This is a genomic window from Thermoactinomyces sp. DSM 45892, from assembly GCF_900107305.1.
Classification (GTDB): Bacteria; Bacillota; Bacilli; order Thermoactinomycetales; family Thermoactinomycetaceae; genus Baia.
Window position 1 is genome coordinate 152,038 of sequence record NZ_FNPL01000003.1, and the last position, 24,779, is coordinate 176,816.

Here is a 24,779-nt window from a genome sequence, read left to right on the forward strand (position 1 = left end):
TCATAATCTGTTGAAGTTGGTTCAAACTATGGATACGGATGACAGAAAATTTGTCAAAGACACAAGAAGGCTGTAGGCTTGATGTGCCTAGTATTTAAGCAGGAAAATCCAACTTTTAAGCGAAATATTGCATCATGCTAAAATTTGGAAAGGAGGGGGACAAATGGAGTTTACAAGGGATACCGCCATATTTATAGATTTAGAGAATGTGTACTATGGATTAAAGAAGTATCACATGGATCCAGATCATCCTGAGATACATCATAATTTATTTTTGCGCCTACAAGAGTATTATGGGAAAGATTCCATTCGTATGATGGAAGCATATGCCGACTTTGAACAGATGGATCTATCGATGATGAGTTTGCAAAAGAAACGAGTACACGTAAACCAAGTTTATGGAAATGGTCGTGAGGGTAAGGAAAGAAAAAATGCAGCAGATATCCAACTTTGTTTAGATGCGATGGAGGTGCTGTACCAAATTCCAGAGATCACAACCTTTGTAATTGTTAGTGCCGACCAGGATATGATTCCACTTTTAGATCGTCTGTGGTCAAAAGGGAAAAAAGTGGAGTTGTTTAGTTTGTGGGATGAGAGTTTATCGAAATCATCACAGATTCAAGAGTTCTGTGATCAGTCACACAATATCCTGGAGTTCATTAATATTGAAAAGATGAATGACTACGCGCAAATCGATCGCATTATGCACAATGCCGTGTTGCAAATTTACGAGTGGTATCGAGATCCAAATAATATCGGTAAGAGTTATGGTAGTACTTGGATTAAGAATGACTTAGCACGAAAGTTTAGTCTAAGTGAATTAGAATCGAACCACTTATTTACTCGATTAGTAAAAGGGAAATATCTTCTTCCTTATGAAATTGAGATTGATGAAAAGATCTTTTACGGGTATAAAGTAAACCTTACACATCCACAGGTTCAGATGATTGTAAAGATCGCAGGATATAAAGTTAGTTAAAAGGATTTCTGTAGAAATAACATGAAATGGTTCTCTCTTCTTTTCAAAGACCCTGTATGCTACAATAAAGAAACGAGAGCGAAAACTCTAATTTGTTATGGTTACTATCTATGTATTGTCACAGGGGTGTCTTTTATGACTGAAGCTAACGGTGGAATCATTCGAATTGCCGATGATGTAGTGGCGGTCATAGCTGGGATGACAGCTAGCAAGATTCCTGGAATTTCCAGTATGTCTGCAGGTATGACAGAGGGGCTTGCCAAGCGAGTAAGCGGCAAAAACCTGACCAAAGGAGTACATGTGGAAGTTGGAGAGCGCGAGACAGTAGTCGATTTACGCGTAATTGTTGAATATGGAAAAGAAATTCCCGCTGTATGTCGCGAGCTACAATATGAAGTAAAAGAAGCGGTAGAGAATATGACAGGACTCCATGTTGTTCAAGTAAATGTAAAGGTGGAAGGCGTTGATTACCAAAGCCACACTATTTAATCTATATTGAGCAACTGGATTGTGAAACAGCAAATAACAAAGGAGATGGCCTATCATCAAAAGGCATCTCCTTTGTTATTTGCTCTAAATGGATGTGGATATGTAGAGGACTAGAAGTCTACGCACTCGCAAGAGCATGTTCGAGTTCGGCTACCTTTTGGTTTACTTCTTCTGTTAACTCTGCTGGAATTTCAGAATTTTCATCCATTCCATGTGGGAAGAAGTGACGTACGAAGTAGGGAATATCTAGTTCTAGACGGGCCTTTGGGTTCTCTAATTGTTTTTTATTCACCACGACAGCACGAAGACGTAGATAGTAATCCACCTCATCGACCGTATACTTTATATCGTACGTTGCCTTCGTGTAATCCCAAGCTCCGCGGAAGAATCCGAGTCCAGACATGATGGCTTCTAGGTCTTTGAAATCCTTTTGGACTCCTTTTGTTTTCGAATCATGAAAAAACATAGTGTGTACCTCCTTTGCAATGCACTACTGACATCCCAATGATAATATGAAGGAGATCATCGTGCAACCAAATACCATTTTTAGTTGGAAAATCTGGAGGGGAAATGGATTATGAAACAGATGATAGAGAAAGTATATCCAAAAATCGTAGGAATACGTAGACACCTACATCAACATCCCGAGCTTTCTTACCAAGAGGAGCAGACAGCTGCCCTTGTAGCGAAACATTTAGCAGATCTGGGCTTAGAAGTGAGGACACGGGTGGGTGGTTTACATGGAGTGACGGGCTTTTTACAGGGATCGAAACTGGGACCTACTGTGGCTCTTCGAGCGGATATGGATGCATTACCGATTGAAGATGCAAAAGATTCTGTATATCGATCGACCGTTCCGGGAGTAATGCATGCTTGCGGACATGATGGACATACTGCTACCTTGCTTGGAGTAGCCGAAATCCTGTCTCAAATGAAAGACGAGTTAGAAGGGCAAGTGTTGTTCATTTTTCAACCAGCTGAGGAATTACCACCAGGTGGGGCGATTGCGATGGTGCAAGAAGGGATTGTGGATCAGGTGGACGGTATATTTGCCCTACATCTCTGGGCTACTAGTCCAACCGGGACGATCGGAACGCGATCGGGAGAGTTGATGGCGGCAGCTGATAACTTTACGATCGAAATTCAAGGAAAAGGTGGACACGCCGGAATCCCTCATCAATGTATAGATCCGATCGTGATTGCCTCTCATCTTGTTATTCAATTGCAGAGTATTGTAAGTAGACAGATTGATCCACAAAAAGCAGCCGTGATTTCAGTTTGTAAGATAGAGGCGGGCGATTCTCACAATGTGATTCCAGATAGTTGCCGGATTTTAGGAACCGTTCGGACATTTGATGTGGACGTTCGTGATTCGATTGTTGTAAAGCTGGATCAGATGTGCCAAGGAATCGGGAAATCGTTTGGAGCAGAGTGCAAACTTACTTATGTAAATGGCTACCCAGCCGTTATAAATCATCCAGAACCGACAGAGTTAGTCCGAAGTGTCGCATTGGATGTAGTGGGCCATCAGGGAGTTATCGAAACAGAACCGATTGCTCCCGGCGAAGACTTTTCTTATTTCCTCCAAAAGGTACCTGGCGCCTTCTGCTTCGTGGGATGTGGTAATCCTGAACAATATTTGGGTTCCCATCACCATCCTCATTTCGATCTCGATGAGGAAAGCATGAAAATCGGCATGGAATTACTCGCAACTGTAGCGCTTCGGTTTTTGCAGAAGGAAAGGAGTCGCGCTGAATTAGCGGAGTGTATGGAATAAGTAGAGACTGGAGAGACTACTTGGGAATATTCCCATTATAAAAGGAGTTTTTCCTATGAGTAGTCCAGTTCGGAGTATCATGTCAACGGATCTTCAAGTTCTTTCACCGGACGACAGTCTCTATGAAGCAGCCCTCATGATGAGACAAAATGATGTGGGTATTATCCCTGTCTGTGAGAATGGAAAGATTTGTGGAGTGGTTACGGATCGAGATTTAGTCATTCGTGGTATTGCGGAGAAGCGTCCGAATTCAAGCCAAATCGGGGAAGTAATGTCGGATGAGCTTGTAACGGGAAGTCCAGATATGTCTGTCGATGATGTAGCATTGCTAATGGCTGATTATCAGGTTCGCCGTTTACCTATTGTGGAGAATGAGATCCTGGTTGGAGTGGTTTCATTGGGAGACTTAGCAGTCCACATGCCGTATATGAATGAAGCAAGTGAAGCACTAAACGAGATTTCACATAATACAGATCACGGATATATGCAATAACTAAAAGCGATTCCTTCTACGGGAATCGCTTTTAGTTATTGCATATATCCAGTTATTCCTTACGTAAACGTCATCGTAGGGACCCCTGATTTGATTGTAAAGGGCTTTTGCCTAGGCTCCTTTTCGATTACTAATATGCTATCGTAGTAAGTCATGGAACCAATCGAGGTGGTGTATTGATCTACTTCATCGTTATGCCATCCATATAGAGAATCTACTATATTTTTGGTATAGTTAATAAAATTTTCCTTACTATTCTTACCTCCTCCATAGGGAGTAAGGTAGCTGGTGTGCATGTCTTCGATGAGGTAGATGCCATTAGGTGAAACCTCGGAAAACATTTCTTCAAATGTGATTTTTTGTTGATGCATATGATGTCCTCCATCATCAATGATGATATCGAATGTAGGGAGGTGTGGTTTTATTTCCTTCCAAAAATTTCGATCCCCTTGATCCCCTATTATGATATTGATTCGCTCTTCTACCAGATCTTTGCACTTTTCATAAATGTCTAAGCCGTATATGGTGGCTTGTGGACCGAAGTAATTTTTCCACATTTGAAGAGACCCACCATGGTAAACTCCAATTTCTAATACATTTATTTTTTTATTTACAAATCGACTGAAATGTCTCTCATAAATGTTTAAATAATGATCCCATTTGTCAACCAAATGATTGTGATTCGAAAAAAAGTATTCCCGTAGTCTACTCATTTGAGGTCTCCTTTGCTTACGTTTTCTACTTTTAAATGTATTATGATGTAATAAATTTAGACCCGTGAAAAGTGATTCAGCTAAAAAGGAATCACTTTTTTTATTTCTGTAAAAACTATGGGTGATGATAGATAAGAAAGGCTGGTTTATGATGATTCTTACAACCACTGGGCATCAACACTTGGTTCACCAACATGTGGTATATGAGGTATTTCTATTCACTATTCAATCGGATCAACGGAAGATGACGAGATTTCCACTGAAATTAAGGGATGTATACCACGGATGGCTAAAACGATTAGAGGAACATGCTTTTCAGCAGAAGGAGTTTTTAGAGCGTGAATTAGAGCAATGTGGGATACGAGTCCTAGCAGTAAGACCGAAGCTAGGATATCGAGAAGTAAGGTACCTCCATCAAGATGATATGTATACGGATAGACTTTTGAATGAATGGTTGAAGAAGGAGTGTGAGCAGTTATTTTGTTCATACACGTATTTGATGTAGGAATAAAATTGTGTTTCGGGTGCAGGCTAAAAGAAGATAGAAGGAGTGTACATAAATGGATAAACAATCAAAGAAAAAGAAGAAATTAGAAGATGAATATCAACAAATAGCTGATAAATATAGACCGAAACCCAAGGTATTTATGAATTGTATTAAAGCATTTTTAGTAGGTGGATTGATCTGTGTGATCGGTCAAGGTCTAGGAAAATTATATGCCCATCTTGGCATGGACCCTGTAACTGCGGCTAATACGACTGTAGCCACCTTGGTACTTCTGTCCTGCTTATTAACAGGGCTTGGAGTATATGACACGATTGGTCAATGGGCGGGAGCAGGGACTGCGGTTCCTGTAACAGGATTTGCCAATTCAATGGCATCAGCTGCATTGGAACATAAATCAGAAGGCTGGGTACTGGGAGTCGGAGGTAATATGTTTAAAATAGCAGGGGCCGTTATTACTTTTGGAGTGGTTTCCGCGTTTTTAGTAAGTCTCATTCAGCTGATCGTAAAGATGTTTATCTAGGAAAAGAGGAGGGAGAATGGTGCACCAACGATGTATCGGATCAAGTACATTTCAATTTTTAAATGATGTACGCTTACAATCAAGTGCTGCTGTAGTGGGGCCGAAAGAAGGAGCAGGACTCCTAGGTAGAGAGTTTGACCTGATTCACAATGATTTATATGCAGGTCAAGAGACGTGGGAGAAAGCGGAGCGGAAAATATTAGAGGATGCCGTAAACATGGCGATTGAGAAGGCGGGACTTAACACACAGCAAATCGGGGCGTATCTCGCTGGAGACTTGTTGAATCAAAATATTACAGCCTCCTTTTCTGCTCAGACGACACAAATTCCATTTATGGGTGTTTATGGTGCATGTTCAACTTCTATGTTATCTTTGCTCCTAGCAACCTCTTTAGTAGATGCAGGATTTGTTCAGTATGCAGTAGCAGGGGTGAGTAGTCATAACTGCACTGCAGAGAAACAGTACCGATTCCCAACGGAGTTTGGTGGCCAGAAGCCTGATACGGCTCAGTGGACTGTAACGGGGGCTGGAGCCGGGGTTGTGGGGATCGGAGGGGATGGCCCTTGTATCACACATGCTACAGTAGGCAAGGTGATGGATCTGGGTGTAAAAAATCCGTTTGACATGGGTTCAGCCATGGCCCCCGCCGCTGCAAATACTATCACGACTCACTTTCAAGATACCGGAAGAAAGCCAAGTGATTATGATCTCATCGTAACCGGCGATCTGGCATCAGTAGGGCATCCGATTGCTAGAGAATTACTGATGAATGAAGGATATCAAATGGGCGAGCGATTTCGGGATTGTGGCATGATGATCTACAGTGAGGAACAAGAACAGTTTGCTGGAGCAAGCGGATGTGCCTCTAGTGCGTGCGTAACCTATGGACACCTTATGAAAGAGATAGAAAGAGGCAACCTTCACCGTATCCTAGTTGTTGCAACGGGTGCTCTACTATCACCTATTTCCTATCAACAAGGAGAGCCTATTCCTTGTGTTGCTCATGCTGTTGCATTCGAGTCAGATGCGCTATCTTTTTGATTTAGGAGTATGGATCTCATTACTGCGATTTTAGTGAACCTGCTTAGCGCAGTCCTTCGTAACAAGGGCGTTTTGTGGCAATGTCCTACTTGTCCGAAGCTTTTCATTTCTAACATTTTAAATCTACAGGAAATCGCTCCTTCATCACGAACATATCTCTTAACTAGTTGCACCACGACTCAGACCTAAAGGAGAATCCTGATGAATGCGATTTTGTCCTATTTACCCATAACAGAAGAAAAGCGAATTCAACAAATCTGGCTGGAAGCAACCTATCGATGTCAAATGGAAGCTGATACATTTCCACCTCAACTAGTATACCAAGTGGCCAATGGATACGAAGTGAAAGGCTTGCAGGGTGCCCTGGAAAGGGTGATTCCACAGCAAGCATCATTTTGTATCCATTGTTGTGGGGTGGGAATGACGGAGGTTAGAAGCCCACGATTCTACATTCCCATTGTGAAGAGCTATCCTCTCGTCCAACTTCAACAAACCATTTGGGAGGTGACAAGATCGATTCGAATGGGGATTTGTCCTACCTATCAACCGGATGAGTGGATGCCGAGAATCTATTTTCCGTTTGTTAGAGTGACCCCAGATCAAGCATCTAAACTGTACAAGGAATTAAAACGGGTGATGACACAAGACTATATTCCCATTCAACAAGTATCGTGGGTCTCCTCAAAAGCCACGGGAATGGGACAGAAGAGGCATTTTTCATTTTTATCATAAAATTAGGTTTCACCATACAGATGGGAGGTATTATAATAATAACAAAGTGATATCACTTTGATAACAAATTAGAAATGGGTGATGAGTGTGGAGCGGATGAAAGAGCAAAATGCTTGGCATGTGAATGGCTTTCTTGCTTTGTCTGTTCAGTTGCTTGTCTTATTCGCGGGTGCTGTTGTGCTAGGTACTCCTGAAGACGGTGACCAAGTATTCGGTATCATTTTATTTGTAATAGGTCTCCTGCCATCTGGTGGGTATGTCGTGATTCAGCCGAATGAGTCGCGTGTACTAACGTTTATGGGGAAGTATATAGGTGAGCTTCGGGAAGAAGGGTTCCATTTCGTAAACCCGTTTTCTCAACGTACAAAGATTAGCTTACGGGTACGGAATTTTCATACGGATCGAATAAAAGTAAATGATGCAGATGGGAATCCAATCGAGGTTGCGGCGGTTATCGTATGGAGAGTAAAGAGGCCAACCCAGTCTACGTTTCATGTAGATGATTATGAGAAATTTGCCGATATTCAGAGCGAAACGGCCCTCCGCTCTCTAGCAAGCCATTTTCCCTATGATTCTCCACATGATGGATTGTCTTTACGTGGAAATCCAACTGAGATTATGCACACCTTTGAGAAAGAACTTCATGAGCGTTTAGAGATCGCTGGAATCGAAGTAATAGAAGCAAGAATTAGTCACCTCGCTTATGCTCCTGAGATTGCGCAAGTGATGTTACGTAGACAACAAGCCTCTGCTGTCATTGCTGCTCGTAAGCAAATTGTAGAAGGTGCTATGGGTATGGTGGAGACGGTACTGGCGAAATTAGAGAAGAAGGGCTTTGAATTAGATGATGAGAAAAAGGCAGCTATGGTGAATAACTTACTCGTCGCCCTGGTCTCAGAAGGTAATGTAAACCCTGTGATTAATACGGGTACCCTTTATCAATAATGAGCTCCAAGAAGAAATTCCTACTTCGTCTAGATCCAGATCTCTATCAGGACCTTGAAAAATGGGCCGCGGATGAGTTTCGAAGTGTGAATGCTCAAATCGAATTCATTCTCCGCTCGTCTGTTTCAAAACATCGGAAGCCCCAGCAATCAAAGGGTAAACAACATACAGAAGGGGATCTCGAAGATCTCAAGTAGAGTACGTATATTTTTATAGAAGTCCAAGCCATAACACCTCATTCTTCATATCTAGGAGAAAGAGGTGATTTTTTATGGAAAGTCATCAAGGAGGGCAACGGTTTACCTTTCTCTATCAAAATGAATCCAGGGTTGAGCGGTTCTTGGAGCTAGGATGTCAGGTGGAGTATGTCGGATCTTACACGCCGATGATAACAGCAACGGTATCATCTTGGAACCAAATGAAACAAATTGAGAGGGACTCTGAGTTGGTTCATGTAGAGTCAGAAAGATCCCTCCAGCTACTTCCATACGAATTAAAAAATGTATATACCAAGAGGCGCCTTGTCAAAAACCGACAAAAAGGTGAAGTAGTACCTTGGAATATCCGTAGGGTTCTTCGAGGGCAAAGTCGATCTTTTACAGGGAAAGGAATTAAAGTTGGCATTATTGATACGGGAATTGATTTTAATCACCCCGATTTGAGTCAAAACGTTCAAGGTGGAGTGAATATTATTGAACCAGGAAAGCCACCTCATGACTTAAATGGTCATGGAACACATATATCGGGAGTGATTGGGGCAGCCGTCAACCAATTAGGTATTATTGGAGTGGCTCCGGACGTATCCCTTTATGCGATTAAAGTGTTAAATAAGAAAGGGGTTGGGTCTTTATCTGATCTTGTTCGCGGGATTGAATGGGGAATTTCTAATAATATGCATATCCTTAATATTAGCATTAGTGGTGGCAAGGTGAGTCCAGTTGCATTAGAAAAAGCAATTCAAGTAGCGACTCGCAGAGGGATTTTTGTCGTTGCAGCTGCAGGAAATGCAGGACAGTTATCAGGAAAAGGGGATACAGTGGAAGTCCCAGCGAGAGTTCCCAATGCGATTGCAGTGGCTGCACTTAGTAAAAGTAACAAGCGTGCCTCTTTTTCGGCAACTGGATCTACGGTAGATGTGGCTGCTCCAGGAGTGAAAGTAGTCAGCACATATCCGGGGATGAAATATGCTGCTTTAAGTGGAACCTCGATGGCAGCAGCTCATGTATCAGGAGTGCTGGCTCTATTCAAACAGAAGCATCCAAAAGCTAGTCATGCATCGATTCTAAAGAGATTATTTGCTTCAACGAAAGTGCTTAGTTCATCAGGTCGAAACACATTGACAGGACGTGGTTTGGTGCAATTTTAAGTCATGAAAAAACACGCTTTTCTCTAGAAGGAAAGGCGTGTTTATGTGTTTTACATATGTAAGGGTGTGTCGTCCTGATCCTGTAAGATATCGGCTTTATCCGATTTCCGAACAAGTAGACGGGTGATGCTGCGAGAATCCATCTCTTGCACGGTAAAGGTGAATTCTAGAAAATGAACAGAAACTCCGACTTTCGGTAGTGCCTGTAGTTGAGAGAAGACCCAACCACCAATGGTGTCATTGTTTTCATCCTCAATTTCAATATTAAAGTATTCGTTTACCTCTTCGATTAACAGTCTAGCGTCAATCGAGGTACCACTTGATTTTTCTTGGAAAAAAGGGCGCTCATCGTCGAACTCATCCTGGATCTCTCCTACAATTTCTTCAATGATATCTTCTAAGGTGACGATTCCAGAGGTACCGCCATATTCGTCGATTACAATGGCCATCTCGGTTCTATTTTTTTGGAGTGTCCGTAAAATATCTTTGATTTCCATCGTCTCGGGAACTTGGACAGATGGACGGGCAATCTCGATTAAATTGGGAGTACCACCTTCAATTAGACATTCATATAGGTCCCTAATATGTATCACGCCTAGGATTTCATCTTTATCTTTTCCACATAGTGGGAAGCGTGTAAATTGACTTTTTTTAGCGACGTCAATGTTTTCTTCTATAGTGTCTGTCGCATAAAGACATACCATATTAATCCGGGGAACCATTACTTCACGACCTACCCGGTCTGCGAATTCAAAGATGTTGTCAAATAAGGAAAGCTCTGTTTGATCGATGATCCCACTTTTATGGCTTTGTTCTACTAGCATTCGGATTTCTTCTTCTGTGTGAGCGGCTTGGTGCTCAGCATCTATGCTGACTCCTAACCATTGTAAGAGTTTATTTGCTGAGCTATTTAGCAGCCAGATGGGAGCACGGAAGAGTATAAAGAACCAGCGTAAGGGTCTTGAGATGACAAGTGTAACTCGTTCAGCTTGACGAATGGCTAGTGATTTTGGTGCCATTTCACCAATGACGATATGTAAAAATGTAATAATCGAAAAACCTATGGCAAACGAGATGATATGGACTACATTTTCGGGCAAATGAAGGGTTTGAATGAGTGGTATAATCAATCTTGCTACAAACGGTTCACCAACCCAACCAAGCCCTAGTGATGCCAGAGTTATTCCAAGTTGTGTAGCGGATAGATATGCATCTAGATTAGCAATTAGTTTTTGTGCCGCTAGAGCGCGAAAATTGCCTTCTTCGGTTAATTGAGCGATCCGTGTGGAGCGCACCTTTACCAAGGCAAACTCTGAAGCTACGAAAAAACCATTTAAAAGCACAAGAAACACAACTAATCCAAAATTCCAAAACGTACTTACCAGATCGCTATCCAACGATTGAGACCCCCCATGTGTAGAAAATGTTACCTATTTTGAACAACATTATACCTTAGGAACTGCCTTGTTATAAAGGAATATTAGTCCTTTGAAAATTGTATGACAGTCAACTGCTGATTAGTTGGACGAATAAGGTGGCTAAACCAAAATAAATCATTAATGAGACGACATCGTTAATCGTAGTAATGAGTGGCCCGGATGCAACGGTAGGATCGATCTTAAAAGCTTGTAAAACCATGGGGATCAATGTCCCTACAATTGTTCCGATAATGAGTGTGAAAAATAAGCAAACCGCTACTAAAATTCCTAATCGTCCATCATAAAAAAGGCTAATAAAACCTAAAATAAACAAGCTACAAAAAAGTCCTATGAGCATGGCAATCGTACTTTCTTGGCGGAGTCGTTTTCCGTAATGTTCTCTGTTTAATTCTCCATTTGAAATCAATCGAATCACGGTAGCTAAGGATTGCGTGGCGGCGTTTCCCGTCATTCCAGCGATCATAGGCATAAAGATTAGTAAAATCGGTAGTTTTTGAGTCGTTTCTTGAAACAGATTAATGAGATTAGCTGTGATTAACCCTATGAGGAGTAGTAAGATCAGCCAAGGAATTCGCTTACGAACCACTTGTATGGGAGAGATAAATAATCCTTGGTCACCTCCGCCCCCTGAGAAATTAGCAAAGTCTTCTTGGGCCTCCTCGATTAATACATCCATCACATCATCCACTGTAACAATTCCGCGAAGGGTATGATTGTGATCCACGACAGGAACAGCGAGCAGATCATATCTTGTAAAGACTTTCGCTACTTCTTCTTGGTCCATTTCCACAGGTACAGAAATAATTCGCTCATACATGATGTCATTCATTTTTACTTCAGGCTTTGCAACTAATAACTCCCGCAGTGAGACGACCCCTAGCAGGTGTCCGCTTACATCGACGACATAAAGATAATAGATGGTTTCGGCATTAGGGGCTTTCTGACGTAGTTGCTCGATTGCTTCGGAAGCGGTGATCTCACTCAGAATATGAACGTACTCTGTCGTCATTAATCCGCCAGCTGTATCTTCTGGGTAGTGAAGGAGATCCCGAACATTTTCTGCATCCGGTTGGTCTAATTTGGTCAGAATCGTTTCTGCTTCATTTTGACTAATCTCCCCAAGGAAGTCGGCAAGGTCATCGAATGAGATTTCACGAAAGATCTTCGATTTTTGTGCATCTGGAATCAGACTCATAAATTTCCTTTTTTGTTCCAGATGTTTCATCTCTTCAAAAAGGTGAGCTGTCTTGGAGACAGATAGATAGGAGAGCAACTCTTTCTGCTGTTCTTCATCAATGAAGAAGAAAAATTGGCGTAGATCATAAGGTGGTAGCTCTTCTAGTATCTCTCGAATCGCATCAGGGTCATTCATTTCTAATTTAGACTGTAAATCAGCTAATTCTGTAAGAGAGATCATGTTTCTCTCCTTTCTGACTGAACAACTACATGGGTGATGGCATACAATAGACCATCTAAGTTGGTGGAAGGGGAGGGAATGTACATGGAAAAATCGATCATGCATGATAAAATTCATACAAACCTTGTCTCGATTCAATCATGGATGCAATTTCGAAGCCAGTATTTCTACAATTGGCGTCCATCCCGATTTATGCTACCTGTTAGTCTGCACCGAAACGAAGAACGTTATCATAGTTTGTGGGAATCACCTGAATCACCACAGTCTCCTTGGATTGAAGTGAAAGACGAGTAAAGGATGAACCAGAAGAATGCTTCTTACCTAAGAGGCATACATAGTAGAGGAAGCAGTTTGCTTCCACCCTTCCTTACCATTTCCCTCCACCTGAATGATTGGAGGGATTTTTTCGTACATCTTCCAGAACACTGAGGGGAAAAGTTTGTTAAAATATACAAGGAGGGTGAGTTCGAAATGAAGACGATTGATATGACAGAATTACTATCAGATGCCTATGACTTGGCTGATGAGATTAATAAATCGCACGAAGTACAAAGCTACCTTAGTAGTCAAGCAGAGTTACAAGAGGATGCCGAGGCTCAGAAATTAATAAAGGAGTTTCAAAAGCAGAAAGAATTATACGAAGAAACAAAGAGATTTGGCATTTTTCATCCAAATTATCATGAAGCCAAGCAGAAGATAGAAGAAGTACAGACGCAATTACGAAACAACTCAGCGATCCGCCAGTTCCTAGAAGCAGAAGAGAGATTAGATCAACTTCTATACCAAATCTCGTCTACGATTGCCAAGTCTGTGTCGCATCAAATTCATATCCCGATTCCTGAGTCAAGCACCCCAAGGAAGCAGAAACGAGGAATGTGTCAATCGTAAGCACCACTTGCTACTAGGTGGAGCGTAAACGGACACAATCCGGGCATCCATTGCCACAGCAAAAACTTTTTTCCATGGGCGCGACAAATTGGGCACGATATACATAGGCATGTGTTGAGGTGCGGATAAAAAGGTATGTGAAGTTCCAGACCGTCCCTAGGATGAGTTCTTGAGCTATGTCCTGTAACTCATTTTCAAACGCTTCTCTTGTGGAATAGAGTTCTTTATTTGCATATAGAAAGGCGACTCCTGCATAAGGGCGTACGGTTAGTGCTAGGTCAGAATGTTTTTTTTGGTTTATTTGTTCCTGTAGTTTTTGATATAGTGGGTTTCTCAATCCAGTTCCCCTTCTTTCTGTAGTGTTGAATGAAGCACCTTCACATGGTACGATAAAGGTAGTTCTCCCCGCGTATCCTAACCAAATATGAAAGGAAAGCTACGAAATATATCGTAGTGGTACCTTGTTATGAATATGGTTGAACGTTTAGGGCTCGTAGTGTGGGTGAAAGATCTAAAATCGGCTAAATCCCTTTCACGTATGGGGAACATTCATTATATCTCCAAACGATTTAAGTATGTGATTCTATATATTGATCGAAAATCAGCAGATCAATGGATAAAGCGAATTGAACGCCTTCCGTACGTAGGAAGAGTGGAACGTTCTTATCGAAGTAGCATTTCACTGGATTTTGGAAAAAAAGTAGATCTTCCTACGACCTAACGAATTTGTACAAACAATAATCAGATCTGTCGCTATCATTCTAGTGGCGGATCTTTTTTAGTTCCCGTACAATTAGAGAATAGAAAGCTGTATTAAGAAAGGATTGATCACGGTTGAATAACTTTTTACAAGATATCAAGCAGAAAATAGGAAAAAGTGTCGAACAGGTTAGTAAATCTTCGCAGAGAATGCTTGAGATGAATCGCCTAAACCAAAAAGGGAATGGAAAGAGACAGGAATTAGATCAGTTGATGAGTCAACTTGGACAGTATACCCTTCAGCAGTGGGAACAAACACAAACCATTCAGATGAATTCAGAATTAGAAGCTCAGTTTCAGAAAGCCACGGCGATAAAAGATGAAATTCAATCAATCGAAAAGATGATTCAATCGTTAAAAGAAGAGACAAATCAACCCAGAACGGATTATTTCCAACATATGTCTAAAGCGCCACAAGCAGGTGACATGCCTATTGCGCCGATATCGATGGCTGTCGTCTATATATGTCCTTCTTGTGCCCACCAAATACCCAACCAATCCAATCAATGTTCTACCTGTGGCCAAAGATTTTATTAGGTAAATAAATAATTGTAATAGTGTTAAATATTTCCTTTTTTTATGTAGTCATTTTTGCTACAATATGGAGGAAACTTGTAGAAGAAACGGAAATAAATATGAAACATGTCATCCTTCTAGTTGAATATGGAGAAAGGGGTGCTTGACATTGAATCATCGTTCTGTCGCAATTACGATTACCAGCGGAAAAGGTGGAGTAGGAAAATCAACTACTGTTGCTTCTGCTGGCTTAGGATTGGCTCAGTTAGGCTACCGGGTTTGCTTGGTCGATACGGATATTGGTCTTCGTAAGTTAGACCTGATGCTAGGGTTAGAGAACCGGATTGTGTATGACTTGGTAGATGTTGTAGAAGGACAATGTAAGATCAGACAAGCCTTAGTGCGCCATAAGGAGTATCCGGATTTGGCGTTGTTACCAGCAGCCCAAACACGTTATAAAGAAGAAGTCGTTCCACAACAGATGGAGCAGTTGATTCATGAGCTTCGAAAAGAATTTGATTATATTCTAATTGATTCACCCGCAGGAATTGAAGGTGGATTTCGTAATGCCATTGTGGCTGCTGACCGTGCCATTATCGTTGTAAATCCAGAAATCCCATCTGTACGGGATTCGGATCGGGTTATTGGACTTCTGGAGTCAGCTAATATAGGACAAATTGATCTCATTATCAATCGAGTCCAATCGGATATGGTAAAGGATGGAGATATGCTTAGTGTAGAACGAGTCCAAAACCATTTAGCCATCAATTTACTGGGAATCGTACCAGAAGACAAACGGATTATCCGTTCTTCCAATACAGGGGAGCCGGTCATTTTAGACGATAAATCAATGGCTGGAAAAGCATATGCCAACATTGCTCGTCGTCTTTCTGGTCATGACGTTCCATTCTTAGAGTTAGAGTCGGATACATTGATCTCAAAAATCAAACGCTTGTTTCATATAGCATAGGGGGCGCGAATGGAATATGACATTTTTAAATATGTTTGGTAGTAAAGAAGAACCGACCGCTACCAAGGCAGATGATCGTTTATCCTTAGTTTTAAGCTATCAGCGTTCTGATATAGATGAGAGAAAGCTAAAGTTCTTTCAAGCGAGATTGATCGAACTTTGTGATGAATTTGACTTTGATGTTGTGGGACAAGTTACGATAATTCCTCAATCCAAGGAACGAACGACGATTATTAACGCCAGTATTCCGGTTCGCAGAAAAGAAAATGGGTAAAAGCACGATCCATCTGGTTCGTGCTTTTTTCTCCTTATAGAAAATGCCGATGTTGTAAACGACTGGACAAAAAATCTGCCACGATATTGGGGAAGTTTTTGTCCTCTTCTAATGTTAATAAAGCGATCGAAACACGAGTACATCCATATTGTCTCATTAATCGAACTAATTGATCTTTTGTTGCGGGAGTAGATCGACCGTATCGGTCTTCGAACGTTTTTAAAATTAATGATTCTTCAAATGAAGGATGTGCTTTTTGGATTGTAGCTCGATTCAATTGCCAGTCTTGTAGTTGTCGTCGTTTGCGGGGGCGTTGTTCCGGGACGAACGAGAACTTTTCCGGATTTTTTCGGCGTAGTGTATAGATTCTTTGATAAATAGCACCTTGTGTCCGAGATAGTTTTGACTCTAATTCTGCAATCGCAGTGGAAAGAGATTTGCCTTCTTTCAAAAAACGATTTACCGTAGCAATGACGAGATCTTCTTCTTCTTTCTCCCAACTGTTTAAGCGAAATGTGATTGGGTCCCCATCATTTTGGATAAATCGATGGGGATTTTCTGCACGTAATTTTCGAACATGAGACATAATCCCCGCGTATCCTCTATTTAAATCTAATGAGATTTGCTTTAATAAATCTCGATCTCGTTTACCTGCCGCAGATCCTTTATTTATAGCCTCTATAATATAGGTATTTTCTTCCTCAGTATACTTTCCTTTTTTTGGATCATACATTTTCCGAACTCCTTTCTCCATAAAATCTGGATACTCTATATTTATTAATATAACAGAAAAGACAGTCATTTTTCTACGTAGGTATAAAAAGGGGGATTCATGACGATACACATTAATAGGTTTTATTTTTTGGAAAAAGGAGGAAATGAAGATGAATTCTTTATCTATAAAAGAAATTAGCTCTTTCCTATCGACACGAATACATTTTCCAAAGAAGTCTCCCGCAGAATCACCACCACATAAAAACTGGGATGCTTCCGCTCGTGCTGCCATTGTCATTTTATGGGGACTTCTTGTTTATCCTCAATTAGATAAAGATCTTCAACAAAGAAGACAGAAAAAGGCTGTTACCATTGCTGAATTACAACGACTATTTTTTGAATATCTTGGCAGTAAAGAACAATGTATGCAAATTTTATTATTGCTAAAGAACCATGATTACATACGAATGGATGAAGAACAAACGACGATTTTTGCGGGTACAGAACTTTACAAAGCAGTAGACGCATTAAAGATGTATCGATTGTTTCGTGATTCGATCATATCTCGTTCATTTTATCAACAAAATCAATGAAACCAGCTTGATGTTTTGCTAAGCTGGTTTTTTTATCTGCTTATTCTTTGGTTCCTGTATCAAGCAATTGATCAATTTCATGGCGAATTTTTATTAAATCTTCTGATGAGAGCTTAGAAAGATCACGGATCATGATCTCTAGTTTCATAGATCGGAATTCTTCCAGAAAGGGTGGCATATAATGATTCTTAACTGACATAGGAAAAACTCCTTTCGATTAAATGGTTACATTTAGTGTAATTTTTATTTTATCAAAATCAAGAATGAATTGTGGATGAAATCATAACGATTAGTTAAGAGCTACTTGTTTTCTTCGTTCAAAAAAAATGTACTTTTTTGGTTTTGATTTACGTAATTGGGGTATAAAAGGTTTTAATCATGTTTACTCGTCTCTAAAATAAAAGATAAGAGGTGCTGGAGATATGCAAGAAAAACTACATGCACTGGAAGAGCGGTTAAACCAATTGGAGCAAGAATACTTATTAGCAAAAGAGCGTCATGAGTTCTTGCAACAATACGATTTGTATGAAGAGATGAAGCAGATTTGGAAAGAACGTCGAGATCTTAAAAAGCAAGCAAAGCTTTGTAGTTGAAGATAAAATAGCAAAAGCAGATGTCTCCGAAACGAGATATCTGCTTTTTATATTTTTTGTTTGATGCAAAATAAAAAGTACCAAAATTTCCTACACATGAAAAAATCATTTCGACACAATATAAGAGTACAAACAGCGAGGAGGTGAAACAAAATGCGTAACTCTAACTCATTGGTTGTAAACGGTGCAACTCAAGCTCTTGATCAAATGAAGTATGAGATCGCTTCTGAGTTTGGTGTACAACTTGGTGGTGAAACTACTTCACGTGCTAACGGTAGCGTAGGTGGAGAAATCACTAAACGTCTTGTGGCTTTAGCTGAATCACAACTTGGCGGATTCCGTGGTTAATTGAATACTTGGTTAGAAAGGCAGTGGTGATCCCACTGCCTTTCGTCATTTTGAGGCGATAAACTGCGCTGACACTTAATGGCTTAAGGATTGATTAGATAACCATTTCATAAGGGTGATTTTTTTATTATTTATAAACTTGGATACTTCATTATTGTACACGTAAATCCATGACCAATGTCCATCGTATTCGTATGGCGTTCCGTCCTCTTTTTTGTATAAACCCGAAGTGTCAATAACGTTATCAAATAAGGATAAATGCACATTCTTGGCTCCGGCATCTATCAGACGATTATAAGTCGGAACGACAAAATCGTTGACTGGTACGATGGTATCTGTTTTAGCGGCAACAAACCAAATAGGAACGTCTTTCATGCGCTGGATATCTCGATTAGAAATAAGGGTATCACGTAAAGCTTCACATGTTGGAAATGCAGCTGCAAAGAATCTGGGAAAACGTTGAATCATACGCATTGTCATGTAACCACCGTTCGAATTCCCGCCAATATAAATTCGTTTAAGGTCAATATCTTTATTTTGAGCAACATAGTTTGTAATCAAATTCATAAGGGCACCTTCATATTTTGAACTTCCATTTTCCTCTCTAGAGCCATCCATCCAGTATGTTGGTGTTTGTGGAGCTAATACATAAGCGCCGCCGAAATAGGATTGTATACTACTTGATGAAAAATTAGCAGCTTTATTGGCGGCAATGGGAATAGTTGGATCTGTTCCGCCTTCTCCCCCGCCATGTAACCATATAATTAAAGGATTTTTCTGATGATCTTTAGTGGGTTTAAAATCAGCATATGTCAATGTAATATCACCATAAGTAGATTTACCTGTTGAGAATTCATCTACTAAATTGATCGATCCACCTGAATATGTGTCTATGATTAATCCAGATATTTTTCCACGTGGTGTAACGATGTCCTTTTGCTGAGTGATCACATATTTACTATGAATCCAGCTATTGGTAAATGAATCTATATCGAAATTCATGGGCGATCCTAAAGATATAGACGGACCAATTTCCATTTCGAAGACGACATAATTCCCTGATTTACGAGAAGGATTCCCTTTTTTATCGGCTACATAAGCATTTGTAACTGTCCGGTATCCTTTTTCTAACAGAGGATTTGCTAAACGGTTATCCACTCTAGTCACATGTACTTTAAATGTATGAGTCGTAACAGATTTAACGGGAATCGACCTACCTAAATTGACAATCACCTTTGTAATCATGGCCCCCCAATCCTCTATTTCTGTAACAGTCTGATATGAGGGTGGTTTGGGCTTCACTTCCTTAGCTAATGCCTCTACACGGAATGAAAAGATGGTTCCAAATACTATAGTGCATAATAGAAATAATTTAAAGAATTTTTTCATTTTAATTGACATAAATGTTTCCCTCCTAAAATCTTAAATCTGTCATAGGTCCATTGTTGTAGGACATACAATAATTAGTTATTATTTACTATATTTTAAACGTTTTATAAATATGTAATACATTAAAAAAAGTATTTCCTGTATTGCAAGCCTATAAAACATTTACAAAAAAATGCTTATCTATAAAAAGAAACCTACTTAACACAAGGAAATATTACATGTAACAGGAAATCGAAACAATACACAGAAGTAGTATTAATCAATATAAGAAACTATCAAACTTAGGAAGGTGATTTTAGTGCCATTAAATCAACAAGTACAATTCTTGTCTATTGATGCTTTAGCACTGGGATTAATTGAAAATGCCCCTAAACGGATGCAATACCTTCCCTTTTTTCCTTTTTATTCGATTAAAGGAAGCGCATTGCGCTATGTTCGTACGCCCGAATTAGTACCTGCCGAAATAATTGGATTCGGTGATGCGATTGAAGATCAGACTTCATTGCCAGAAGAGCCTGTTATCTTCCCTATGACAGAATTTGCAACTCAATTTGTAGTGTCATATACGGGACAAGATGTCTATAGTGACACAAATAATTTATTGCAAGTGGAGCATGATTCAGCTATCAGACAGCTTCTATATCGTTTTAGTAAGGAACTTCAAAACGGTTCAGATGGATTTCTTGGATTTAAACAACTCATTTCTTTGGAGAACTCCGTTGATCTAAGAGGTGCTACACTTACCCTTGAAGATTTGGATCGGGCAAAAGGGAAAATTCGTATCCGAAATGGAGAATCTGGAATCATTATTACAAATGAACCTGGTTATAGACTGATACGCAAAGCCTACTACAACAGAAATATTCTTCCCCCAGAAGTAAATGGTCATACAGTTTTTGATGGCTGGTTAATTTACATAAATGATATGCAGCCATTAAATTGCAATGATTCTGAACCAACAACTAACATCTGGTTTGTGACTTTAGGACCGGGGGGGATGCATGGTATTATTCCTGAAAGTGTGGGTGGGAATATGTTTGTAACACGACAAACTTCTCAAGCAGATCAATCACAGACAGTTGTGAGTGTTACTTGGCCTGTTGGTCTGGCTTTGGGTAGCCAAGGGGCATTATCAGGCATCCTAAATGTAGGAATAAATTAAAAAGTAGAAAGGATGAGTTGTTTATGAACGGACCATTTTTCATTTCTGCACAATATTTGACGGGTATGATGGGTGGATTACACGAACAGGGAGGTTTGCAAGGTCAAGGGATACGACATAGTGAGAGGAGGTCTCAAATGCGAGGTCAAGGGATACGGCATAGAGAGAGGAGGCCTCAAATGCAAGGGGAATATTTTGATGGCACGATTGGATTCCCAAATCCAGGTCTCAAACCAGGGGTCGACTGGTGGGGATATTCGCCGGGCGGCGACTGGATTCTTGGAGAGATCGATGGGCAAGGGATACGACATAGCAATAGAAAACCACAAATGCAAGGGGAATACTTTAATGGCACGATTGGATTCCCGAATCCAGGCCTCAAACCAGGGATTGACTGGAGGGATTATCCGCTGGAAGGTGACGGAATTTCTAGTGAACTGCAAGGAAATGGATATCAGCCACCACACGGTCCAAGACCCACGTGATATATGAAATCGAACTTGAATTTAAGAGTAAAAGTCTCCCTAGTACATACAATATCGATATTGTATGTACTAGGGAATTTCCTTAAAGAGACTAATTTACACAGATAGCAAGTTCATTAAACAAGATGTTGTTTATATTTATATCCATCAAAAAAGTGAAGGTGTGAGAATATATTATGGTATGTCAAAAAAATCATACACAAGTTGTTCCGGTTTATGTAATAACAGAACATTCATTAGAGCCATTTTTTGATCCTGTTCAATATGCTGGTGCTCTGTTACAAAACTCTAATCACTCGTTTCCTGAAGGTATTGAATTTGAATTAGAACAAGTAGATAGTGTATGGGACTACACATTGTATGAGTTGCAAAATGTAACAACACCACGAGCCATTACTATTATGATGATAAATATCCTTCAAAAAGAAAATTTGCATTTTAAAGGATTTGCATGGAAAGGAAGTCAAGAAAATAATTATACTGGACTCATTATGTTGTATTTAAATCCACATGATTCATTTTCAGCACACCTTCAGACACTAGTCCATGAATTGGGACATGTTTATGGATTAAATCACTCGTTGGATGAACAAGGTGCGATGTATCCAGTTCAACAATCGAGTGAAAGTATATATTTCTCCCAACCAGAACTAGATATTATTCTCAGTAATAAAAGGTTATACGGCTACCAAAAGGAAGATTGTGAATGTTGTGAGGATGATATGGGTGGTATGTCGATAGACAATTATTTTCCATATGTTATGGAGTTGGCGTTAAGATATCAAAATGCTCCTTATCAGTTCGATGGGATAGGGAATCCTGGTTTTGATTGTTCTGGATTATGGATGACAGTTTTTCAGCATATAGGTATTCATTTACCTAGAATGGTTGAAGATCAATATGTAGCTTTTAAACATATTCCTGGGGATCAATTACAACAGGGAGATTTCATTTTCTTTACTGCAACAGGAAATGGAATGTATGTAAGTCATGTGGGCATGTATGTGGGAGCAAACCACATGTATAATAGTAATAGAAAGCAGGGGGTAGGTTTTACGGGTTTAACCCCTTATTGGCAGGCTAGGATTATAGGCTATGGAAGAGTTAGTTTGGATATAAATAATAGAAGAAGTGTTGAAAAGAAAGCAACTAACATAAATGATGTAAACTTTGGGAACTACTAGAAAATCCATCTGAGGGCAGTGGTGAGATCCTACTGCCTTTCGTTATCTCTTTTGTTATAATGAGAGAAACTTTTCGTTATGAAAAAAGGAGTTTTTTATGAAAACATTTGGTTACGGTAGTAATCTCAATGGTCACATGTCCACCCTTGAGATGGTCGCTGATACATTTATCCCTAGAGTAAATACATATTTAGAGATGTATGATGAAGTATTAATAGGAAAATTAGATTTTGATCAAAATAAGATTTATCAATACGGACTTTTAAAATCATTTGCGATCAATGAAGAAGAGGATCATGTGCAATTCTCTTTTGAGACCTTACATGAGAAGAGCCTCCAGTTGCTAACGGAGAACTATCAAGATCTATATCTTACTCATGAGGGAGTTTTTGATCTACTTTTTACTATGGATGATCATAAAGATCAACAGGTAGAGTATAAAGTGTTATTCTTAACTTGGGTTGATTTTCATTCAGGGGAAGAGAAAACGTATTTTATTGCACCTAATCATATCGTCCCAGAGCCCCTCGCCTGTGTAGCGGAATTTTGGCCATTGGTAAGTGAGATCGGAAGAGATGTCGATTTTCAAAAAACGGGATGCCATGCCAATGAGATGAAAGAAATTCTAAAGCGAGCCAAATCACAATCGGAAAAAGGATAGTTGGTAAAAGGGCAGAAGTCCAAAAGCTTCTGCCCTTTTTCTTGTGATTAGGTATTGACATAGACAAAGTGTAGCATGGACACATACTTCTAAGGTATCACGAGAGAAACTAATTTACTTCTTTTTCTTGCGAGAGCTAAGCACTGTTTTCACTAAGTCGTTTAATCCAGGGGAGTTGATCAGGTTAAATAACGAGTCGGTCTTGTCTATATCTTCTGAGATGGTCTGTTTCTCTTCTCCATCTGAAGCCTGTTTTGTGGGTTTGTCTTTTGGAGAGGGCTTTGATTTTAGCTGGGATTGGTTTAGCTGTGATAGGGCTCCGATCAGCTGTTTAAAAGCACCTTGATCTTTAAAGGCTCGTGAAAAGGATTGAAATGCTTCGATCATTTGTTTTACATCACTTGATTTCTTAGAAAAGTTGCCTGCTAGACCCTCGAGTTTCTTCATGGATTCCATAAAATTAAGTCGAACTGATTTACTTTTAGTTTGGGGATTCGTGGAAATGGTTTTCCCTCTTGTGGATCGAATGGACTTACGTGATGAAGAAGTCGTGTTGTTTATAAATGGACGTTTGTGGGACTTGGGTTTTCTTGGTTTCATGATATAACACCTACCTACAAAGCCCAGTTTACCTATTTATATTCACTTACCATCCTGTTAGTGAAGGGGAGTGGCAAAATGACGCAGAGCTGGTGGACCCCTTCGAATTCCTCTAGGCGTATGAAGAGGTTGAGAAGAATTTATAATCTGAAAGAAGGCTCTCAACTAGATCGTTATATTCGAGAAATGCGCCAACTCGGGGTTCGGCCTGTTCGTTTTTTAGCTGAAATTGGAATTGTGATTGGCGAGTATACGCCTGACCATCAGTCTGAAATTAGATTAGGGAAGCACCCAGATGTAGAATTAGTGGAACCCGATCTTCGAATTACGATTACAGAGCCTTATTTAAATTCGAACTCCACTTCTTTTGCTTCTCCTTATGTGACTGTTCCATGGGGGGTACAACGCGTAGAAGCGGAGAAAGTATGGAGCAGAACCAAAGGGAAAGGGATTAAAATAGCTGTAATTGATACGGGAATCGATGGTGAACATCCTGCTATTAAGCCGAATTTTCGCGGTGGAGTAAATATCTTATCTCCTAATTCCACTCCTATGGACTATAATGGCCACGGAACGCATGTCGCTGGAATTATCTCAGGAAGATCGAGTGAGATGGGGATTATTGGAGTGGCTCCAAAAGCGAGTATCTATGCAGTAAAGGCATTTAATCGGAAGGGAAGCGCTAATCTCTCTGATTTATTAACAGCTATTAACTGGTGTATCGAAAACAATATGAATATTATTAATATGAGTTTTGGAATGGAAAAAGTAAGTGAATCATTGCGCCATGCGATTCAAGTTGCTCATAAAAAAGGGATTGTGATGATTGCAGCATCAGGAAATCAGGGATTGAACGGTAGAATTGATTATCCAGCCAGATTTCCAGAAACGATAGCGGTTATGTCGATTTCGATGGATAATGACATCTCTGCCTTTAGTAATCGAGGAAAAGGGGTAGATGTAGCAGCACCTGGAGAAAAGATCCCTTCTGCATGGTTGAATCAAACCAGGAAAGAGATGAGTGGGACATCTATGGCGGTGCCTCATGTATCTGGAATTGTAGCGCTCATCCTTGGGCTAGATCATACGCTTAATCCAGAGCAGATTCGGTATTTATTACTTCGTACATCTCGGAGAATTGAATCAGAAGAGATCGGGTTGGTGAATGCAGTTCAGGCTTGTAAATCATTGCAGAAGGTGACACGGCGCTCTCTATAATAAAA

Annotated in this window: 34 protein-coding genes; 25 read left to right on the forward strand and 9 right to left on the reverse strand. The window is 40.1% G+C overall.

The window, feature by feature from the left end:
- The first annotated feature begins 163 nt into the window (after positions 1 to 163).
- Entirely contained in the window at positions 164 to 979 is an 816-nt protein-coding gene (locus tag BLU58_RS03630; protein ID WP_093290867.1) for an NYN domain-containing protein, read from the forward strand.
- A gap of 135 nt (positions 980 to 1,114) precedes the next feature.
- Entirely contained in the window at positions 1,115 to 1,468 is a 354-nt protein-coding gene (locus BLU58_RS03635) for an Asp23/Gls24 family envelope stress response protein (protein ID WP_093290868.1), read from the forward strand.
- Positions 1,469 to 1,586: 118 nt separating this feature from the next.
- On the opposite strand, the gene BLU58_RS03640 is transcribed toward BLU58_RS03635, so the two are convergent.
- Complete coding sequence (locus tag BLU58_RS03640; protein ID WP_093290869.1) at positions 1,587 to 1,934, reverse strand: YugN family protein; 348 nt, start codon at positions 1,932 to 1,934, stop codon at positions 1,587 to 1,589.
- A gap of 111 nt (positions 1,935 to 2,045) precedes the next feature.
- Between BLU58_RS03640 and BLU58_RS03645 the strand changes: the two genes are divergently transcribed.
- A complete protein-coding gene (locus tag BLU58_RS03645) occupies positions 2,046 to 3,245 on the forward strand; it encodes a M20 metallopeptidase family protein (protein ID WP_093290870.1) in 1,200 nt (399 codons plus the stop codon).
- A 55-nt stretch (positions 3,246 to 3,300) separates the two neighbouring features.
- Entirely contained in the window at positions 3,301 to 3,738 is a 438-nt protein-coding gene (locus BLU58_RS03650; protein WP_093290871.1) for a CBS domain-containing protein, read from the forward strand.
- 59 nt (positions 3,739 to 3,797) lie between these two features.
- On the opposite strand, the gene BLU58_RS03655 is transcribed toward BLU58_RS03650, so the two are convergent.
- The gene (locus BLU58_RS03655) at positions 3,798 to 4,451 is read right to left on the reverse strand and encodes a class I SAM-dependent methyltransferase (RefSeq protein ID WP_093290872.1); all 654 of its coding nucleotides are present in this window, start codon (positions 4,449 to 4,451) and stop codon (positions 3,798 to 3,800) included.
- Positions 4,452 to 4,599: 148 nt separating this feature from the next.
- On the opposite strand from BLU58_RS03655, the gene BLU58_RS03660 reads away from it, so the two are divergent.
- From BLU58_RS03660 to BLU58_RS03690, 7 genes are all read left to right on the forward strand, one after another.
- On the forward strand, positions 4,600 to 4,956 hold the full coding sequence (locus tag BLU58_RS03660; RefSeq protein WP_093290873.1) for a YhjD family protein: 357 nt from the start codon (positions 4,600 to 4,602) through the stop codon (positions 4,954 to 4,956).
- A 55-nt stretch (positions 4,957 to 5,011) separates the two neighbouring features.
- The gene (gene spoVAC, locus BLU58_RS03665) at positions 5,012 to 5,479 is read left to right on the forward strand and encodes a stage V sporulation protein AC (protein WP_093290874.1); all 468 of its coding nucleotides are present in this window, start codon (positions 5,012 to 5,014) and stop codon (positions 5,477 to 5,479) included.
- 19 nt (positions 5,480 to 5,498) lie between these two features.
- Positions 5,499 to 6,521 (forward strand): stage V sporulation protein AD, encoded by a 1,023-nt coding sequence (spoVAD, locus tag BLU58_RS03670; RefSeq protein ID WP_255404578.1) that lies wholly within the window; start codon positions 5,499 to 5,501, stop codon positions 6,519 to 6,521.
- A 201-nt stretch (positions 6,522 to 6,722) separates the two neighbouring features.
- Complete coding sequence (locus tag BLU58_RS03675) at positions 6,723 to 7,253, forward strand: hypothetical protein (protein WP_093290876.1); 531 nt, start codon at positions 6,723 to 6,725, stop codon at positions 7,251 to 7,253.
- A gap of 96 nt (positions 7,254 to 7,349) precedes the next feature.
- Positions 7,350 to 8,198: an SPFH domain-containing protein gene (locus BLU58_RS03680; protein ID WP_093290877.1), complete on the forward strand. Its 849-nt coding sequence runs from the start codon at positions 7,350 to 7,352 to the stop codon at positions 8,196 to 8,198.
- Positions 8,198 to 8,395, forward strand: a complete 198-nt coding sequence (locus BLU58_RS03685) for a type II toxin-antitoxin system antitoxin (RefSeq protein WP_093290878.1) — start codon at positions 8,198 to 8,200, stop codon at positions 8,393 to 8,395. Before BLU58_RS03680 ends, BLU58_RS03685 begins: the two co-directional genes overlap by 1 nt.
- A gap of 74 nt (positions 8,396 to 8,469) precedes the next feature.
- Positions 8,470 to 9,564: a S8 family peptidase gene (locus BLU58_RS03690; protein ID WP_093290879.1), complete on the forward strand. Its 1,095-nt coding sequence runs from the start codon at positions 8,470 to 8,472 to the stop codon at positions 9,562 to 9,564.
- Between the two features lie 50 nt (positions 9,565 to 9,614).
- Here the strand turns inward: BLU58_RS03690 and BLU58_RS03695 are convergent, their stop codons facing one another.
- Together BLU58_RS03695 and mgtE are read right to left on the reverse strand one after the other, a co-directional pair.
- Positions 9,615 to 10,961, reverse strand: a complete 1,347-nt coding sequence (locus BLU58_RS03695) for a hemolysin family protein (protein WP_093290880.1) — start codon at positions 10,959 to 10,961, stop codon at positions 9,615 to 9,617.
- Positions 10,962 to 11,070: 109 nt separating this feature from the next.
- On the reverse strand, positions 11,071 to 12,420 hold the full coding sequence (gene mgtE / locus BLU58_RS03700) for a magnesium transporter (RefSeq protein ID WP_176786484.1): 1,350 nt from the start codon (positions 12,418 to 12,420) through the stop codon (positions 11,071 to 11,073).
- Between the two features lie 84 nt (positions 12,421 to 12,504).
- Here mgtE and BLU58_RS03705 point away from each other — a divergent pair, with 84 nt between their 5' ends.
- Positions 12,505 to 12,714: a hypothetical protein gene (locus BLU58_RS03705; protein ID WP_143123690.1), complete on the forward strand. Its 210-nt coding sequence runs from the start codon at positions 12,505 to 12,507 to the stop codon at positions 12,712 to 12,714.
- A 177-nt stretch (positions 12,715 to 12,891) separates the two neighbouring features.
- Complete coding sequence (locus BLU58_RS03710; RefSeq protein WP_093290883.1) at positions 12,892 to 13,308, forward strand: YlbF/YmcA family competence regulator; 417 nt, start codon at positions 12,892 to 12,894, stop codon at positions 13,306 to 13,308.
- Between the two features lie 13 nt (positions 13,309 to 13,321).
- Here BLU58_RS03710 and BLU58_RS03715 read toward each other — a convergent pair whose 3' ends face one another.
- Entirely contained in the window at positions 13,322 to 13,645 is a 324-nt protein-coding gene (locus BLU58_RS03715; RefSeq protein ID WP_093290884.1) for a hypothetical protein, read from the reverse strand.
- 129 nt (positions 13,646 to 13,774) lie between these two features.
- On the opposite strand from BLU58_RS03715, the gene BLU58_RS03720 reads away from it, so the two are divergent.
- The 4 genes from BLU58_RS03720 (at position 13,775) to BLU58_RS03735 (ending at position 15,827) form a co-directional block, all read left to right on the forward strand.
- Positions 13,775 to 14,029, forward strand: coding sequence for a YlbG family protein (locus tag BLU58_RS03720; RefSeq protein WP_093290885.1), 255 nt, complete (start codon positions 13,775 to 13,777; stop codon positions 14,027 to 14,029).
- Between the two features lie 113 nt (positions 14,030 to 14,142).
- Positions 14,143 to 14,604 (forward strand): zinc ribbon domain-containing protein, encoded by a 462-nt coding sequence (locus tag BLU58_RS03725; protein WP_093290886.1) that lies wholly within the window; start codon positions 14,143 to 14,145, stop codon positions 14,602 to 14,604.
- Between the two features lie 148 nt (positions 14,605 to 14,752).
- Entirely contained in the window at positions 14,753 to 15,553 is an 801-nt protein-coding gene (gene minD / locus BLU58_RS03730; RefSeq protein ID WP_093290887.1) for a septum site-determining protein MinD, read from the forward strand.
- A gap of 16 nt (positions 15,554 to 15,569) precedes the next feature.
- Positions 15,570 to 15,827 carry a hypothetical protein gene (locus tag BLU58_RS03735; protein WP_072333624.1) on the forward strand — a complete coding sequence of 86 codons (258 nt, stop codon included), beginning with the start codon at positions 15,570 to 15,572 and terminating at the stop codon, positions 15,825 to 15,827.
- Between the two features lie 34 nt (positions 15,828 to 15,861).
- Here BLU58_RS03735 and BLU58_RS03740 read toward each other — a convergent pair whose 3' ends face one another.
- Positions 15,862 to 16,560 (reverse strand): hypothetical protein, encoded by a 699-nt coding sequence (locus BLU58_RS03740; protein WP_093290888.1) that lies wholly within the window; start codon positions 16,558 to 16,560, stop codon positions 15,862 to 15,864.
- A 151-nt stretch (positions 16,561 to 16,711) separates the two neighbouring features.
- Here BLU58_RS03740 and BLU58_RS03745 point away from each other — a divergent pair, with 151 nt between their 5' ends.
- Positions 16,712 to 17,134 (forward strand): hypothetical protein, encoded by a 423-nt coding sequence (locus tag BLU58_RS03745; protein ID WP_093290889.1) that lies wholly within the window; start codon positions 16,712 to 16,714, stop codon positions 17,132 to 17,134.
- A gap of 40 nt (positions 17,135 to 17,174) precedes the next feature.
- Here the strand turns inward: BLU58_RS03745 and BLU58_RS16285 are convergent, their stop codons facing one another.
- Complete coding sequence (locus tag BLU58_RS16285; RefSeq protein WP_176786485.1) at positions 17,175 to 17,333, reverse strand: hypothetical protein; 159 nt, start codon at positions 17,331 to 17,333, stop codon at positions 17,175 to 17,177.
- Between the two features lie 223 nt (positions 17,334 to 17,556).
- On the opposite strand from BLU58_RS16285, the gene BLU58_RS16290 reads away from it, so the two are divergent.
- Both BLU58_RS16290 and BLU58_RS03750 read left to right on the forward strand, forming a co-directional pair.
- Positions 17,557 to 17,727, forward strand: coding sequence for a hypothetical protein (locus BLU58_RS16290; RefSeq protein WP_165873857.1), 171 nt, complete (start codon positions 17,557 to 17,559; stop codon positions 17,725 to 17,727).
- A 153-nt stretch (positions 17,728 to 17,880) separates the two neighbouring features.
- Complete coding sequence (locus BLU58_RS03750; protein WP_093290890.1) at positions 17,881 to 18,075, forward strand: alpha/beta-type small acid-soluble spore protein; 195 nt, start codon at positions 17,881 to 17,883, stop codon at positions 18,073 to 18,075.
- Between the two features lie 75 nt (positions 18,076 to 18,150).
- Here BLU58_RS03750 and BLU58_RS03755 read toward each other — a convergent pair whose 3' ends face one another.
- Positions 18,151 to 19,476, reverse strand: a complete 1,326-nt coding sequence (locus BLU58_RS03755; RefSeq protein WP_093290891.1) for a prolyl oligopeptidase family serine peptidase — start codon at positions 19,474 to 19,476, stop codon at positions 18,151 to 18,153.
- Between the two features lie 286 nt (positions 19,477 to 19,762).
- On the opposite strand from BLU58_RS03755, the gene BLU58_RS03760 reads away from it, so the two are divergent.
- The 4 genes from BLU58_RS03760 to BLU58_RS03775 all read left to right on the forward strand — a co-directional run bounded on the left by BLU58_RS03760 (position 19,763) and on the right by BLU58_RS03775 (position 22,956).
- A complete protein-coding gene (locus BLU58_RS03760) occupies positions 19,763 to 20,626 on the forward strand; it encodes a hypothetical protein (RefSeq protein ID WP_093290892.1) in 864 nt (287 codons plus the stop codon).
- 23 nt (positions 20,627 to 20,649) lie between these two features.
- On the forward strand, positions 20,650 to 21,111 hold the full coding sequence (locus tag BLU58_RS03765; RefSeq protein WP_143123691.1) for a hypothetical protein: 462 nt from the start codon (positions 20,650 to 20,652) through the stop codon (positions 21,109 to 21,111).
- Positions 21,112 to 21,287: 176 nt separating this feature from the next.
- Positions 21,288 to 22,295 carry an NlpC/P60 family protein gene (locus tag BLU58_RS03770; protein WP_093290894.1) on the forward strand — a complete coding sequence of 336 codons (1,008 nt, stop codon included), beginning with the start codon at positions 21,288 to 21,290 and terminating at the stop codon, positions 22,293 to 22,295.
- 97 nt (positions 22,296 to 22,392) lie between these two features.
- Positions 22,393 to 22,956, forward strand: a complete 564-nt coding sequence (locus tag BLU58_RS03775; RefSeq protein ID WP_093290895.1) for a hypothetical protein — start codon at positions 22,393 to 22,395, stop codon at positions 22,954 to 22,956.
- Between the two features lie 114 nt (positions 22,957 to 23,070).
- Here BLU58_RS03775 and BLU58_RS03780 read toward each other — a convergent pair whose 3' ends face one another.
- Positions 23,071 to 23,556 carry a hypothetical protein gene (locus BLU58_RS03780; RefSeq protein ID WP_093290896.1) on the reverse strand — a complete coding sequence of 162 codons (486 nt, stop codon included), beginning with the start codon at positions 23,554 to 23,556 and terminating at the stop codon, positions 23,071 to 23,073.
- Positions 23,557 to 23,634: 78 nt separating this feature from the next.
- On the opposite strand from BLU58_RS03780, the gene BLU58_RS03785 reads away from it, so the two are divergent.
- Positions 23,635 to 24,774 carry a S8 family peptidase gene (locus tag BLU58_RS03785; RefSeq protein ID WP_093290897.1) on the forward strand — a complete coding sequence of 380 codons (1,140 nt, stop codon included), beginning with the start codon at positions 23,635 to 23,637 and terminating at the stop codon, positions 24,772 to 24,774.
- The last annotated feature ends 5 nt before the right edge of the window (positions 24,775 to 24,779 follow it).